General features: G+C 68.4%; 13 protein-coding genes. 10 read left to right on the top strand and 3 right to left on the bottom strand.

Features of this window, described 5'->3' with window-relative positions; all coding sequences use genetic code 11:
* Positions 1–20: 20 nt before the first annotated feature.
* The 4 genes from QNJ67_03560 to QNJ67_03545 are packed head-to-tail and all read left to right on the top strand — an operon-like array spanning position 21 to position 4,906.
* Positions 21–1,094, top strand: a complete 1,074-nt coding sequence (locus QNJ67_03560) for an asparaginase (protein ID MDJ0608027.1) — start codon at positions 21–23, stop codon at positions 1,092–1,094.
* 3 nt (positions 1,095–1,097) lie between these two features.
* The gene (locus QNJ67_03555) at positions 1,098–2,075 is read left to right on the top strand and encodes an NADPH:quinone oxidoreductase family protein (protein ID MDJ0608026.1); all 978 of its coding nucleotides are present in this window, start codon (positions 1,098–1,100) and stop codon (positions 2,073–2,075) included.
* Complete coding sequence (locus QNJ67_03550; GenBank protein MDJ0608025.1) at positions 2,075–3,367, top strand: class I SAM-dependent methyltransferase; 1,293 nt, start codon at positions 2,075–2,077, stop codon at positions 3,365–3,367. The genes QNJ67_03555 and QNJ67_03550 overlap by 1 nt, the downstream gene beginning before the upstream one ends.
* 30 nt (positions 3,368–3,397) lie before the next feature.
* A complete protein-coding gene (locus QNJ67_03545; protein MDJ0608024.1) occupies positions 3,398–4,906 on the top strand; it encodes a trimethylamine methyltransferase family protein in 1,509 nt (502 codons plus the stop codon).
* Here QNJ67_03545 and QNJ67_03540 read toward each other — a convergent pair.
* Positions 4,900–5,751 (bottom strand): hypothetical protein, encoded by an 852-nt coding sequence (locus QNJ67_03540; GenBank protein MDJ0608023.1) that lies wholly within the window; start codon positions 5,749–5,751, stop codon positions 4,900–4,902. The genes QNJ67_03545 and QNJ67_03540 overlap by 7 nt on opposite strands.
* A 172-nt stretch (positions 5,752–5,923) precedes the next feature.
* The gene (locus QNJ67_03535) at positions 5,924–6,589 is read right to left on the bottom strand and encodes a histidine phosphatase family protein (protein ID MDJ0608022.1); all 666 of its coding nucleotides are present in this window, start codon (positions 6,587–6,589) and stop codon (positions 5,924–5,926) included.
* 458 nt (positions 6,590–7,047) lie between these two features.
* On the opposite strand from QNJ67_03535, the gene QNJ67_03530 reads away from it, so the two are divergent.
* Positions 7,048–8,292: a vanadium-dependent haloperoxidase gene (locus QNJ67_03530; GenBank protein ID MDJ0608021.1), complete on the top strand. Its 1,245-nt coding sequence runs from the start codon at positions 7,048–7,050 to the stop codon at positions 8,290–8,292.
* A gap of 95 nt (positions 8,293–8,387) precedes the next feature.
* Here the strand turns inward: QNJ67_03530 and QNJ67_03525 are convergent, their stop codons facing one another.
* A complete protein-coding gene (locus tag QNJ67_03525; GenBank protein MDJ0608020.1) occupies positions 8,388–10,037 on the bottom strand; it encodes a choline dehydrogenase in 1,650 nt (549 codons plus the stop codon).
* 115 nt (positions 10,038–10,152) lie between these two features.
* On the opposite strand from QNJ67_03525, the gene QNJ67_03520 reads away from it, so the two are divergent.
* From QNJ67_03520 to QNJ67_03500, 5 genes are all read left to right on the top strand, one after another.
* A complete protein-coding gene (locus tag QNJ67_03520; GenBank protein MDJ0608019.1) occupies positions 10,153–10,731 on the top strand; it encodes a hypothetical protein in 579 nt (192 codons plus the stop codon).
* A complete protein-coding gene (locus tag QNJ67_03515; GenBank protein MDJ0608018.1) occupies positions 10,728–11,744 on the top strand; it encodes an arginine deiminase family protein in 1,017 nt (338 codons plus the stop codon). The genes QNJ67_03520 and QNJ67_03515 overlap by 4 nt, the downstream gene beginning before the upstream one ends.
* On the top strand, positions 11,741–12,667 hold the full coding sequence (locus QNJ67_03510; protein MDJ0608017.1) for a polysaccharide deacetylase: 927 nt from the start codon (positions 11,741–11,743) through the stop codon (positions 12,665–12,667). Before QNJ67_03515 ends, QNJ67_03510 begins: the two co-directional genes overlap by 4 nt.
* Positions 12,668–12,752: 85 nt before the next feature.
* Positions 12,753–13,763 (top strand): BMP family ABC transporter substrate-binding protein, encoded by a 1,011-nt coding sequence (locus tag QNJ67_03505; GenBank protein MDJ0608016.1) that lies wholly within the window; start codon positions 12,753–12,755, stop codon positions 13,761–13,763.
* 183 nt (positions 13,764–13,946) lie between these two features.
* A partial coding sequence (locus QNJ67_03500) for an ATP-binding cassette domain-containing protein (protein MDJ0608015.1) occupies positions 13,947–14,561 on the top strand: 615 nt, incomplete at its 3' end.

Genomic DNA, 14,561 nt, shown 5'->3' with positions numbered 1-14,561 from the left:
CCACCGAAGGTACTTTATCGATGGGTCTTTCCGCCAATGCGCCGACCGGGCCGGGCGGGGAATCGGCCGCGCCGGCAACCGGCGCGGAGGTCAATCCGCTGCTGGTCGAGGTCACGCGCGGTGATATGGTGGAGAGCCGGCATCGCGCCGCCTTCGCCGTCGTCGACACCGAGGGCCGCGCGGTGCGCCATTGCGGCGCGCTGGAGCACCCGGTCTTTCCGCGCTCGGCGATCAAGCCGCTCCAGGCGCTCGCCCTGCTCGAGACCGGTGCCGCAGAGGCCCACGCGTTGGGCGACGCCGAGATCGCCCTGGCCTGCGCCAGCCACAGCGGCGAGCCGCGCCACGTCGAGACCGTGGAGCGCTGGCTGGCGCGAATCGGCTGCGGCGTCGGCGACCTGGAGTGCGGCGCCCACCTGCCGACGAACCAGGAGGCCACGACCGAGCTGCTCGCGAGCGGTCGCGCGGCGACGGCGGCGCACAACAACTGCTCGGGCAAGCACGCCGGCTTCCTGACCGTCGCCCGCCAGCTCGGCGCCGATACCGCCGGCTACATCAAGCTCGAGCATCCGGTCCAGCAGCGCGTGCTCGGCATCCTCGAGCAGATGACCGGCCTCGACCTGGGCCGGGCGCCGCGCGGCATCGACGGCTGCGGCATTCCGACCCTGGGCATTCCCCTCGGCAACCTGGCGCTGGCCATGGCGCGGCTCGGCGATCCTTCGGACCAGCCGGAGCCGCGGCAGGCGGCGGCGGCGCGCCTGCGCCGCGCGGTGGCCGCCGAACCCTTCATGGTGGCCGGCACCGGCCGCTTCTGCACCCGGGTCATGGCGCTGACCGGCGAGCGGGCGCTGGTCAAGACCGGCGCCGAGGGCGTCTACTGCGCGGCGCTGCCGGAGCTCGGCCTCGGGGTCGCCCTCAAGGTCGACGACGGGGCGACCCGCGCGGCGGAACTCGTCATGGGCCGGCTGCTGGTGGCGCTCGGCGTCTTGTCCGAGACCGAGGCGGAAGAGCTCGGCAATGTCCTCGAGCAGCCCGTGCGCAACCGCGCCGGCCACGTGGTCGGCGCCGTGCGCGCCGCCGCGGCCGCCCCCTTCTAGTCGATGCGCGCGGTCGTCTGCCGGAGCTGGGACGGGCCGGCCGGGCTCACGCTCGAGGAGATCGATGCTCCGGTGCCCGGTCCGGGCGAGGTCCTGGTCGCGGTCGAGGCTGCCGGGGTCAACTTCGCCGATACCCTGATGACCGCGGGCAAGTACCAGGAGAAGCCCCCCTTCCCCTTCAGCCCGGGCCTGGAGATGGCCGGCGCGGTCGCGGCGGTTGGCGCCGGCGTCACCCGGGTCCGGCCGGGCCAGCGGGTCATGGCGCTGGCCGACTGGGGCTGCTTCGCGGAGCAGGCCCTGGCCCGCGAGGCCGACGTCTTCCCGCTGCCCGACGGCGTCGATCCGGCGGTGGCGGCCGGCTTCCCGATCACCTACGGCACGGCCCACGGCGCCCTGGTCTGGCGCGCCGGACTCGAACCGGGCGAGACCCTGCTGGTGCACGGCGCGGCGGGCGGCACGGGCCTGGCGGCGGTCGAGGTCGGCAAGGCGCTGGGCGCGACCGTGATCGCCACGGCGGGCGGCCCGGATAAGCTGGCCGTGGCCGAGGCGCACGGCGCCGACCATCTGATCGACTACCGGCAAGAGGACATCCGCGAGCGGGTCAAGGCGCTGACCGGCGGCCGTGGCGCCGACGTGGTCTTCGATCCGGTCGGCGGCAAGGTCTTCGAGGCCAGCCTGCGCTGCGTACCCTGGGGCGGCCGGCTGCTGGTGATCGGCTTCGCCGCCGGCGACCTGCCGCAGATCCCGGCCAACATCGTGCTGGTCAAGAACCTCTCGGTCCTGGGCTTCTACTGGGGCTCGTACCGGCGCAAGGCGCCCGACCTGGTCGCGGCCCAGTTCCGCGACCTCTTCGCCTGGCTTCAGGAGGGCAAGCTCCGGCCCCGCGTCTCCGAGACCTTCGACCTCGCCGAGGCGGCCGCGGCCCTCGAGCTGTTGAGCGCCCGCAAGGCGACCGGCAAGGTCGTGCTGACCACTCGGTGATGGACGACCCGGTCCGCGAGCAGTACGAGGCCTACCCCTATCCCGCGCGCGACCCGGCCGACGAGGCCCATCGCCTGATCACCGGCTCGCCGAGTCACCGCGACGAGCTGAACCACTACCTGTTCGGCGGGCGGCGGGACTTCTCAAAGGAATTCCGAGCCCTGGTCGCCGGTGGCGGCACCGGCGACGCGGCGATCATGCTGGCCCAGCAGCTGGCGGAGACCGGCGGCCCCGGCCAGGTGGTCTATCTGGATCCCTCGGCCGCGGCGCGGGCGGTCGCCGAAGCGCGCGCCCGCGTGCGCGGCCTGACCAACCTGGGCTTCGTCACCGGGACGATCGAGGACCTGCCCGGCCTCGACCTCGGCCGCTTCGACTACATCGACTGCTGCGGCGTGCTGCACCACCTGGCCGATCCCGGCCTGGCGCTCGCGCGGCTCGCCGGGGCGCTGGCGCCCGGCGGCGGTCTGGGGGTGATGGTCTATGCCCCCTACGGCCGGACCGGCGTCTACCCCATGCAGGATATGCTGCGCCAGATCGGCGGCGCGGCGCCGCTGGACCAGCGGGTTGGCCTGGCCCGGCGCCTGATGGACGCCCTGCCCGCCACCAACTGGCTGAAACGCAACCCCTTCCTGGGCGATCACAAGCGCGGCGACGCCGAGCTGGTCGACCTCTTCCTGCACAGTCGGGACCGTGCCTACAGCGTCCCGGAGCTGGCCGGCCTGGTCGAGCAGGCCGGGCTGGCCGTGGTCAGCTTCGTGGAACCGCTGCGCTACCGGCCGGAGAGCTATCTCGACGACCCGGTGCTGCGGGAAGAGACCGCGGCCCTCGACCTCCTCGAGGCCGCTGCCTTCGCCGAACGGCTCGCCGGCAACATGAAAAAGCACGTCGCCTACCTTGCCCCCGAAGGCGCAAAGGTGGACCGAGCCCCGCGCTTCGACCGGCCGGAGGCGATCCCAAAGATCGAGCGCGTCCCGGTCGACGAGCTGGCGCGCGCGCTGGCGCGGGACGGGGCGCTGACCGCGAACTTCGACGGCTTGCGTCTTCGCATCCCGGTGCCCGACTTCTCCCCGGCGATCGTGCGCCGCATCGACGGCCGCGCCGACCTGCGCGGCATCCATGCCGGCGCCCAGGCCGAGCATCCGGGCCTCGACTGGTTCGCCTTCCAGGCCCTGTTCGGCTCTTTGGCCGAGATCCTCGGCGGCATGAACCTGCTATGGATCTCGACTGCCGCGTCCACGGCGTCGCGCCAGCACGACAATACGGCTTCAAATCCGGCCGGCCGTGACCGATAGTGCGGGGCAGACACAAGGACGGGGCTGGCGATGGCCGGACGGCGGTCTTCCCGAAAGCGAGCGCCGATAGCGGTTGAGCCTGTCGCCGCACCGCCGGTGTTTCGCGGCGGTCGCTACCAACCCCTGTCCGCCCGCGAACGGGACCTCATCGTCGAGAAGGCCTTCGCGATACTCGAGGACATTGGACTCGGCGATGCACCGGACTGGCTCCGCGCGCGGCTGATTGATGCCGGCGCCCATCAGCGAAGCGACGGCCGCCTCGTGTTCGGCCGTGCGTCGGTCGAGCGCGCGCTCGGCCGTGCGCTGCGGCGCGTCGCCCTCCCGGGTTACCTCGAGGCGCGCGGGCTTCAGATCGGCGGCGGCTATGTGCACATTGGCACGGGCGGCGCTGCGGTCCAGGTGCTCGACTCAGAGACCGGCGCCTATCGCGATTCGCGGCTCGACGATCTCTACGCCATGATGCGGGTGCTCGATGCCTGCCCCAACATCCACTACGGCGTGCGCCCGCTGGTCGCGCGGGACATGGCCACCGCCTTTGAGCTCGACATCAACACGGCCTACGCCTGCCTGCGTGGCACCGGCAAGCCGATCAGCGTGAGTTTCGACACCGCCGGGCACGTGGCGCCCGTGGCGGCGCTCTTCGACCTCGCGCTCGGCGGCGCCGACGCGTTTCGCCGCCAGCCGTTCTGCGCCGCGACCGTGGTCCACGTCGTCTCGCCCCTGCGCTTCGCCGAGGAGGGCGTCGCGATCATGGAGGCCGCGATCGCGGCGGGGATGCCGCTCAAGATCTGTACGGCGGGACAAGCGGGGGCGACCAGCCCGGCTTCGCTCGCTGGGGCCCTGGCCCAAGGTCTGGCGGAATCGCTGGCGGGTCTCATGGTGGTCGACACCTTGGCGCCGGGACATCCGACGGTCTTCGCCTTCATGCCCTTCATCTCGGATCTGCGGACCGGCGCTATGACAGGCGGCGGCGGCGAGGCGGCGGTTGCCAACGCGGCGGCGGCGCAGCTGCTGCTTCACCTCGAACTGCCGGCGATCGTCTCGGCCGGGATGACCGACTCCAAGCTGGCCGACGCCCAGGCCGGCTACGAAAAGGGCAACAGCGTCGCGCTGGCCGCACTGGCCGGCGCAGACATGATCAATCTCTCGGTCGGCATGCTGGGCTCGATCATGGTCGCCTCGCCCGAAGCCCTGGTGATTGACGACGAGATGTGCGGCGCGATCCTGCGCTCCCTCCGCGGCATCGAGGTACGCGACGAGTTAATTGACCTGACCTCGATCGAGCGTGTCGTGACCGGCGAGGGGCACTATCTGGGCGAAGCGCAGACCCTTGCCCTGATGAAAACCGAGTACGTCTATCCGCGCCTGGCCGACCGGAGCGGCGTCGCCGAATGGCTCGAAGCCGGCGGCCGCTCGATGTGGGATCGGGCTCGCGCGCGCACCGCGGAAATCCTGTCGATGGAACCGCCCGATCACCTAGCGCACGCCACGGACTTGGCGATCCGGGAGCGCTTTCCGATCCGCTTGCTGCCTCAGTAGGCTTCGACAGCGCTGACCATCGCCGTCAGGAGCGCGTCGTTGCGGCTCGCGACCTCGTTGATCAGACCCACGTCGACCGTCCCGGTTCTGGCCGCCTCTTTGATGATCGGGCGGATTCCGATCCAGATGTCCCGCGCCTCGTTCCAGTGGCGCTCGACCGTCTGGTTCGGCGCCGGGATCAGCCGCAGCTCGCTGTCGCCGTGGATCAGGGCCTGGAACGAGCGGTCGAGCATCGAATAGCTGCGGTTCAGGTTTCTCAGGTTGTCCGTCGTGGCGAGGCCGTAGGCGACGAAGAGGAACTCCTTGAACATCTTCTGGGACAGCACCGCCTGTTGCCGGGCGACATCCAGGGTCTGGAGATAGAGCGAGTAGACCTCGCCCGTGGGCGAGTGGTTCCGATAGTCCTTCTGGAAGTTCGCGACGGCTTCGCGCAGCAGGGTTTCCAGGCCGACCACCGTCTGCACCTGTTCCTGGGACATGGTGCGGGCGCCCTGTCCTTGCCGGATGATCGCCAGGAGGTCGCTCGCCACCTTCTCGATCTGGATCAGCTGGGCGTCGACGACTGTGGGCCACGTGATGGTCGCGCCGTCGGTGCCCCGGAGCGCGTTGACCTCGCTAACCAGGATCTCCGCATGCGCGCCCAGCCGGGCGAGATTCTGCTTCTTGTCGACCTCGAGCGCGACCAGGAGGGTGTCCTGCGTGATCTGCTGCGAGAGCGTAAGGAGGTTGCCGCTCGCCCGCGAGACCGCTTCGTACCTCCCCGCCGAGGCGCTGCCGAGCGGAGCGACGGAGGCCGAAATCGCCAGGACCAGAAAGAGGATCGCGGTTGTTATTTTATGTTTCATCGCGCTTGCCAATCGAGTGGCATCGGTTGCGCCGCTGGAACCCTCGGCGGGCTCGGCCGCTCCCGGGATCCGCGGGCCGCCCCCTTCCGTGCTGTCGCACGACGGAGAGAGGCGGCCCCTGGAGATCTAAGTTCAGCCGGCGTCCCGAGAGAGCCGAAGCCGAGCGCCGGTATTACCAGCAGACGAACCAGATGCAGGTTTCGTCGTTTCCGCCGAGCTGGGACAGGGTGGTCCACTCGCCGGGATCGATCTTGCCGAGATGCCGGAAGCTGCCGTTGCCCTGGGGCTCGAAGACGTGCATGACGCCCGAGTTCTTGGGCCAGATGCCCGCGACCTGTTTCAGGTTCTCGGTGTGCGAGACCAGGATCGTGTTGCCGCCGTTGCTCGGCGGGGTGCTGAGCATGCGGCGGATGTCCTGCATCGAACCGGGCTGCTCGTACTCGGGCTGGTGCGAGAGGTAGCGCAGCGAGGGAGTCAGCTGGCCGCGGCCGAAGGCCAGGCTCGCCGTCTCCTTGGCCCGGCAGTACGGGCTGGTCATCACGGAATCGAACTGGATGCTGAGCTGCCGCGTGGCCTGGGCGATGACCCGGGCCTGCTCGCGGCCCTCCTCGCTCAGGTTGCGCTGTGTCGCGCAGTTGTCCAGGTTGGTGTGATCCAGGTCCTCCTGGGAGCGGTCGGTCAGGGTGTGGCGCATGTAGACGACATGACCGCCGGATTGCAGGGCCCGGACCAGCTCCGCAGAGGTCAGCTCGGCCTGCGCCGTCTTGGTAACGCCGATCGCCAGGACTGCCGCGAGCGCGGCCGCCGTGGCCCACTTCAAATTGTTGCTTTTGCTCATCTTGCCGTTTCCTTCGCACAAGCTTTTGTCGAAAGGTTGGCCCCATCGATACGCCCACTTCCTTTACGTTTTACTAATATTAGGAGTTGAGTCCCTCGCGAGATTTGTCGGCGACTAGAAAGGGCTAATTTAGCGTGAATTGCTACAATTAACCCGGTGTTAAGAATGTGTATATCGCGTAAATACAATGTATTAGATACGGTTTCGGCGAAAATAATTTCGTCAAACCACAAACTATTTTTGTTGCAGATAACAACTGAGTGATGTACTTGTTGCAGATCTTAAAGCACTCACCCAAAGCGAAATCCAAAAAATCAAAGGGGTACACAATGCCTAGAATCAGAAAATGGCCAGGGGTAATGGCCTGTGCATTTGTGTCAGTAATTGCGACAAGCAGCGTAGCAACGGCGACCGGGACGCAACCCGGCGACGTGATCATTACCTGGAACGGAGAGGCCTTGGACGCGGTCCGCGAGGAAAGTGTGGGTACGCCTGACGCCGCGCGTATCTATGCGATCGTCAATGCCGCCATGTACGACGCGGTCAACGGCATCGACCGTAAGCGCCGCCGCGGCCGCGAAGCCGCTCTGGTTACTGAGCGCCTTCTCGCCGCCGCGCCGCGCCGCGGTAATCGCGAGGCAGCGGCGGTGGGAGCGGCCTATACCGTTCTCAGCAGGTTCGTGGAAGATCTGGAGCTTAGCGCTAATGCTCAGATCGAGCTCAATAACCAGTTGGCCGTGGAGATGCTCAGGCTGGACGGCGCTAAAGGGGCCGACCGCGGTTTCAAGTGGGGCGTAACCGTCGGGAACGACGTGTACCACAACCGCTTGGACGACGGTTACAGGCCGGTAGTCACTCGGGAGCCGGGCTTCTACGGGGATGGCCCGGGCGACTTCCGCGGCAGATTCGGATCTGTCCAGTACGCGGACCTGGAGCCTTTCGCGATCGAGGACCCCGAGGATTACGAGAGCGACGGGCCGCCGAAGCTGCGTAGCCGGGCCTATGCCACCGCCTTCAACGATGTGAAGCTGATGGGTGAGAAAGGTGGCGCCGACAATGAGGACGAGGAAAGGGAGCTCTTGGAAACTGTCTGCTTCTGGCAGGGCTCCGGCGGCTCGGCGCGCCCTCCGGGCGAGTGGATAAAGGTCACCGGCGTCGTCGCCGATGGGGAGAACACCACCAAGTCGATCTCCGAGACGGCGCGTCTCTTCGCCCTGCAGGGCCTGGCCATGGGCGACGCGGTGATCCCTGCCTGGATCAGCAAGGATAAGTTCGGCTTCTGGCGTCCCCGAACCGCAGTCGAGAATGCCGACACGGATGGTAACCGCCATACCGAAGCCGTTGATCCATGGGTGCCTCGCAACATAGGCACGGGCTCCTCTCCCGAGCACACCTCGGGGCAGAGCACCTTCGCGGGTGCAGGCTCGACAATCCTGGCCGGCTTCTACGGCACGGACCACATCGAGTTCACGTTCGCCGGTGATGATGGAAGCGACCGCACTTGTAGCGAAGTTGGAGGAAATGAGGAGCGTACCTATTCCAGCTTCTCCGACGCCGCCAGGGAGGCCGGCCGGGCGCGTATCTTTGCGGGCATCCACTTCGAGTTCAGCAACCAGGCTGGACAGGCGAGCGGCCGTGGTTTGGCCAGGGAGATCCTGGAAGAGTCGCTTCAGCCGCTCGACGACGATGAAGACGACGACTAGTCACGCCTGACGGGGGCCTCGGCCTCCCGAATGCGAGTTAAGTTTCAAAGGGCCTGTGTCGCTTAGCGGCGCAGGTCCTTTGGCTTTTCGGCGCCCTATCCGGGGCGCTTCTCCAGAAAGTGAAAGTCGGCCTGCAGCGGCGGCAGCGGCGCGCGGCCCAGGATGAAATCGGCGGCGCGGGCGGCGATCATCTGCACCGGGGCGTTGAGGTTGGCGCTGATGATGCGGGGCATCACCGAGGCGTCCACCACCCGAAGTCCCTCGATTCCGTGGACCTTCAGTTCCTGGTCGACCACCGCCAGCGCGTCCTTGCCCATGCGGCAGGTGCCGCAGGGGTGGTAGTCGGTCCCGGTCAGGCCGCGGACCGCGGCCAGGATCTCCCGGTCCGAGACGGCCGCGGGGCCGGGCGCGAGCTCGCGGCCGCGGTAGGGATCGAAGGCGCGCTGGGCGACCAGTTCGCGGGCCAGGCGGACCCCTTCGACCATCTCGCGCCGGTCGTGCTCGCTCGAGAGGTAGTTGAAATGAAGCGCCGGCTTTTCCGCCGGGTCGGCGCTCTTCAGCCGGATCTCGCCGCGGCTGGTCGGGCGCAGCTGGTCGACGTGGAGCGAGAAGGCCTGCTGCAGCCTGATCTTCTGCCCCTCGTACTCGGCGCCGAAGGCGCCGAAGTGGTACTGCAGGTTGGGGTAGGAAACGCTAGCGTTGCCGCGCACAAGGCCGCCGGCCTCCCAGATGTTGGAGGCGGCGATGCCGGAGCGGTCGATCAGCCAGCGCGCCCCGGCCAGGGCCTTGTTCAGCGGCCGGGCGACCTCGTGGATCGTCACCGGCCGGGTGCAGGCGACCTTCACGATGACCGTGGCGTGGTCCATCAGGTTCTGCCCGACGCCCGGCAGGTCCAGACGCGGCTCTATGCCGTGGTCGCGCAGGTGATCGGCCGGTCCGATCCCGGACAGCATCATGAGCTGCGGCGAGTTGATCGCGCCGCCGGACAGGATGACCTCCCTGTCGGCGCGCGCCGCGTGCCGCTCGCCGCGGTGGGTGTAGGTGATGCCGGCGGCCCGGTTCCCCTCGATCAGGATCTCCCGGGCGGCGGCCCGGGTGACCAGGCGCAGGTTCGGCCGGCTGAGCGCGGGCCGGAGATGCGCCACGGCGGCGCTGCAGCGGCGGCCGTTCCTCTTGGTGCTGTCCAGCCGCGCCAGACCCTCCGGCTTGTAGCCGTTGAGATCGTCGGACCGGCCCTGGCCGGACTGGTCGCCCGCCTCAAGGAAGGCGTCGAACAGCGGGTTCTCCAGGCTGCTCCGGGCGACGCTGAGGGGCCCGCTGTCGCCGCGCCACATGTCGGCGCCGCGGTCGCTGGTCTCGCCTGCCTTGAAGTAGGGCAGGCAGTCCGCGTAGCGCCAGTTCGGCAGGCCGAAGGCCTCGGCCCAGTGGTCGTAGTCGAGCGGGTGGCCGCGCATGTAGACCATGGAGTTGATCGAGGAGGATCCGCCGACCACCTTGCCGCGCGGCGTCTCGATGGCGCGGCCGTTCAGTTCCGGCTCTTCCTCGCTCTGGTAGTTCCAGTTGAGCCGCGGGTCCCTGTAGACGCTGTAGACGCCCGCTGGCACGTGGATCAGCAGGTTGCGGTCCATGGGACCGGCCTCCAGCAGCAAGACCCGGTGGCGCCCGTCCTCGGTAAGACGATTGGCCAGGACGCAGCCCGCCGAGCCGGCGCCGACGATCACGTAGTCGTAGTCTTGGCTGCGCATCGCTCTGCCCGCTCCAGAAAGCCGCACCAGAGGCGGCCGAATTGTTCTAGGCCGAGACCGCCCCTATCGCTAAGCTTTTCCCTGTGTTTCCCAGCGGATTTCCGGGGGCGGAGCGATGTTTCAGAAGGAGCGCTTCATCGAGGACTGCAAGGCAGCGGTAGGCGAAGGACAGAAGGCGATCCGCGAGCTCGTGCGGAAAGCGGTGTCCGATCCTGCCGGGATCGTCGCCGAGCTGGGCGAGCCGACCAAGGCCGGCGTCTTCCCGCTCCACCAGGCCGACGACCTGACGGTGATCAACTTCGTCTGGGCGCCCTGCATGACCCTGCTGCCCCATAACCACCAGATGTTCGCCGTCATCGGCATATACGGCGGCCGCGAGGACAACCTCTTCTGGCGCCGCATCGACCACGGCGAGGGCGCGCCCGCGATCGAGGCGGCCGGCGCCGAGTCCATGGGGCCGGGCCAGGTTGCGACCCTGGGGCGCGACATCATCCACTCGGTCGCCAACCCGATCATCAAGCACACCAGCGCGATCCACGTCTACGGCGGCGACTTCTTCAACCCGCCGAAGCCGCGCAGCCAGTGGGATCACGAAACCCTGGTCGAGCAGCCCTGGGACATGGCGCACACCCGTGAAGTCTTCCGCCAGGCCGAGGCCCGCTACAACGCCGGCCTGGAGCGGGACCGCTCGTGAGCGCGCCGATCCCGCCAAAGGACAAGGACGTCTACAACGCCACCATCAAGCTGTTCGGCTCGCATCCGGAGCCGGCCTTCGAAGACCCGGAACGCATGGCGGCGGTCTGGGGCCGGAACTGGGGCTGCGACAACGACGTCGGCCAGCTCCGCGCCGTGCTGATGCACCGGCCGGGCGCGGAGTTCGCGGTCATCGACCGCGGCAAGCGGATCGAGGCGATCGGCTCCTACGGCGATCCCGAGGCCGGCTGGTACTGGCAGAGCGAGGAGATCCCGGCGCTCGAAGAGTTGCAGGCGCAGCACGACGCGCTGGCCGCGGCGCTGCGCGCCGAGGGGGTCGAGGTCCACTACCTGGAAGGCGTCGAGGGCGGCCGCTTCAAGTCGGTCTACACGCGGGACAGCGCCTTCGCCGTCAAGGGCGGCGCGATCGTGGCGCGCATGGCGCCGCGCATGCGCCACGGCGAGGAGCGCGCGGTCACCCGCACGCTGGCCGGGCTCGGCGTGCCGATCCTGCGCACCGTCAGCGGCACCGGCATGATCGAAGGCGGCAGTTTCGCCTGGCTGAACCGACGGACCGCGGTGGTCGGCCGGGGCATCCGCGTGAACGACGAGGGCATCGCCCAGGTCGCCGAGGTGCTGGACCGTCAGGGCGTCAGGCTGATCGTCGTCGACCTGCGCGGCTACGACATCCACATCGACGGCCACTTCCTCATGGTCGACGTCGATCTCGCCCTGGTCTGGGCGCCCGGCCTGCCCTTCTCCTTTCTCGAGGAGCTCAAGGCGCTGGGCATCCGCACCGTCGAGATGACCCCGGAAGACAACGCCTGGATCGTCAACGGCCTCGCGGTCAGGCCCGGCCGTGTCCTGATGCCCGAGGGCCTCTCGGCGCGCACGCGCGACCGGCTGGAGAGCTGGGGCGTCGAGATCGTCGTGGTGCCCTACGACAGGGTGCAGCTGAACGGCGGCGGCATCCACTGCTCGACCTGCCCGCTGATCCGCGATCCGGTCGAGTGACCGCCGGAACGATGATCGAGAACCCCGTCCCCTGGCCGAACGCCGCCAAGTGCGCCGCCGCCTTCACCTTCGACATCGACACCGACAGCTTCCTGCATCTGATCTACGGCGACGCCATGCCCGACAAGGTCGCAGCGACCTCCTGGGTGCGCTACGACGAGATCGCCGTGCCCCGCATTCTGGCGATCTTCCGCGAGTTCGAGATCAAGCAGACCTTCTTCTATCCGGCCTGGTGCATGGAGCGCTATCCGCATCTGGTCGACGCGATCCTCAAGGACGGCCACGAGATCGCCCACCACGGCTACCTCCACGAAGAGATGAACAAACTGCCGAACCGGGAGGCCGAGGTCGAATGGATCGGGCGCGGGATCGAGACCATCGAGCGCATGACCGGCCAGAAGCCCCGCGGCTTCCGCGCCCCGACCTACCAGTTCTCGCGTCATACCGCCTCGATCCTGGCCGAGTTCGGCTTCCTCTACGACGCCTCCCTGATGGACGACGACGTGCCCAGCCTTTACGAGACCGACCGGGGCCGGCTGATCGGACTCTCCTCCCATTGGGCGCTCGACGACTGGCCGCAGTACGTCTGCAACTCCGACGTCGGCTACAACCTGAACATCCGTTCGCCGCGGGAGGCCAGCGAGACCTTCATGGCGGAGTTCGAGGCGGCCCATCGGCACGGCGGGATGTGGATCAGCGTCTGGCACCCCTGGGTCTCGGCGCGCCTGGCCCGCGCCGAGGCCCTGCGCGGCATGATCGAGACCATGCTGGCCAAGGGCGACGTCTGGCTCGCGCCCATGGACGAGATCGCCCAGCACGCCAAGGGATTGATCGACCAGGGCGGCTGGCAGCCGCGCCGGGTCCGGCTGCCCTACTACGACGGGCCGCTGCCGGCGCGGGAGGTGCCGCCGCAGGAGGGATAGCCAAACCGGCCCGCCCTTGCCCCTCACCAGCGAATGATGCTTCACTTTGGGCGGGACAACGGAACGCCGAACGGGGAGGTTCGTGATGGCTGGGTTTGAGATCAAGCGCCTGTGCCTGGCGGTCGCGCTGGGCGTCTTCGGGCTCTCGGGCGCGCTGGCCGCGGCCGAGTTCAAGCCGGGGCTGCTCTACAACATGGGCGGCAAGTTCGATAAGTCGTTCAACGAGGCGGCTTATAACGGCTCCCAGATATTCAAGGGCAAGACCGGCATCGAGGTCCTGGAGTTCGAGCCGACCAACGAGGCCCAGCGCGCCCAGGCCCTGCGCAACATGGCGCGGCGCGGCGCCACGGTCATCGTGGCCGTCTCCTTCGCCCAGACCGCCGCGGTCGAGACCGTCGCGGCGGAGCTGCCCGACGTCAAGTTCACCTTGATCGACGGCGTGGTCGACGCGCCCAACGTCCAGTCGATCGTCTTCAAGGAGCACGAGGGCTCTTTCCTGGTCGGCATGGTCGGCGCCATGGCGTCGAAGACCGGGAAGCTCGGCTTCATCGGCGGCATGGACATTCCCCTGATCCGCAAGTTCGCCTGCGGCTACGAGCAGGGCGCCAAGCACGCCAATGCCGGGACCGAGGTCCTGATGAACATGACCGGCAACACGCCGGCGGCGTGGAACGACCCGACCAAGGGCGGCGAGCTGGCCCGCTCCCAGTTCGGCCGCGGCGTCGACGTCGTCTTCGCGGCGGCGGGAGGCACCGGCGTCGGGGTCTATCAGGCAGCCAACGACACCGGCAACCTGGCGATCGGCGTCGACTCCAACCAGAACTACCTGCACCCGGGCGTCATGCTGACCTCGATGGTGAAGCGGGTCGACGTCGCGGTCGACGAGGCTTTCCGCTCGGCCAAGGACGGTACCTGGAAGCCCGGCCTGAAGGTTCTGGGCCTGGCGGAGGGCGGTGTCGGCTGGGCGCTCGACGATTACAACCGGGGCCTGATCTCGCCCGAGATCGAGACCAAGCTGGCGCAGGCGGAGAAGGACATCATCGCCGGCACGATCAAGGTCGCGGACTATACGGCCAACAACTCCTGCAGCTACTGAGCGGCGGGGGCCGTGACAACGCTCGAGAGGCCCCGCTAGCCGTCATTGCCGGATGCGATCCGGCGGTGCGGGGACCGCCGGCGCCCGGGAACATTCGGTCCGAGCACGGCATGATGAAGGGTGCCGGAGGTTGAGAATCAGTCGTCAGCAAGATCCGGCGAGCGAGGCGGCTCCGTGACGGAGGTGGAACCGGCGGGCGGGGCGCCGCCGCGCACGCCGCCACCAGCCATCGAGCTGCGGGGCATCGACAAGCGCTTCGGCGCGGTCCACGCCAACCGGTCGGTCGACCTCAGCGTCGCCAAGGGCTCGATTCACGGCATCGTCGGCGAGAACGGGGCCGGCAAGTCGACCCTGATGAACATTCTCTACGGCTTTCTCCAGGCCGACTCGGGCGAGATCCGGGCGGCCGGGCGGACGGTCGAGATCCGCCGGCCGAAGGACGCCATCGCTGTCGGCATCGGCATGGTGCACCAGCACTTCATGCTGGTCGAGCCCTTCACCGTTCTAGAGAACATCGTGCTCGGCGCCGAGGGTGGGGTCTGGACCGAGCAGTCCTTCGCGCGGGCGCGGCGCACGCTGGAGGAGCTGGAAAAGGACTATGGGCTCGCGGTCGAGCTCGACGCGCGGGTCGGTGAGCTCTCGGTCGGCGTGCAGCAGCGGGTCGAGATCCTCAAAGTGCTCTATCGCGGCGCCGAGACGCTGATCCTCGACGAGCCGACCGCCGTCCTGACGCCCCAGGAGACCGACTACCTCTTCCGGATCCTCCGCCGCCTCAAGGAGGAGGGCAAGACCGTCCTT

It is taken from the genome of Kiloniellales bacterium (assembly GCA_030064845.1).
In the GTDB taxonomy this organism is placed as follows: Bacteria; Pseudomonadota; Alphaproteobacteria; order Kiloniellales; family JAKSDN01; genus JASJEC01.
Note: the sequence above shows the minus strand (reverse complement) of the source record. Positions and strands in the feature narration are given on the sequence as shown.

Coding starts and splice junctions, on each gene's coding strand:
- QNJ67_03560 (MDJ0608027.1), top strand. CDS start 21: ATGGGTCTTTCCGCCAATGCGCCGACCGGGCCGGGCGGGGAATCGGCC.
- QNJ67_03555 (MDJ0608026.1), top strand. CDS start 1,098: ATGCGCGCGGTCGTCTGCCGGAGCTGGGACGGGCCGGCCGGGCTCACG.
- QNJ67_03550 (MDJ0608025.1), top strand. CDS start 2,075: ATGGACGACCCGGTCCGCGAGCAGTACGAGGCCTACCCCTATCCCGCG.
- QNJ67_03545 (MDJ0608024.1), top strand. CDS start 3,398: ATGGCCGGACGGCGGTCTTCCCGAAAGCGAGCGCCGATAGCGGTTGAG.
- QNJ67_03540 (MDJ0608023.1), bottom strand. CDS start 5,751: ATGAAACATAAAATAACAACCGCGATCCTCTTTCTGGTCCTGGCGATT.
- QNJ67_03535 (MDJ0608022.1), bottom strand. CDS start 6,589: ATGAGCAAAAGCAACAATTTGAAGTGGGCCACGGCGGCCGCGCTCGCG.
- QNJ67_03525 (MDJ0608020.1), bottom strand. CDS start 10,037: ATGCGCAGCCAAGACTACGACTACGTGATCGTCGGCGCCGGCTCGGCG.
- QNJ67_03520 (MDJ0608019.1), top strand. CDS start 10,153: ATGTTTCAGAAGGAGCGCTTCATCGAGGACTGCAAGGCAGCGGTAGGC.
- QNJ67_03505 (MDJ0608016.1), top strand. CDS start 12,753: ATGGCTGGGTTTGAGATCAAGCGCCTGTGCCTGGCGGTCGCGCTGGGC.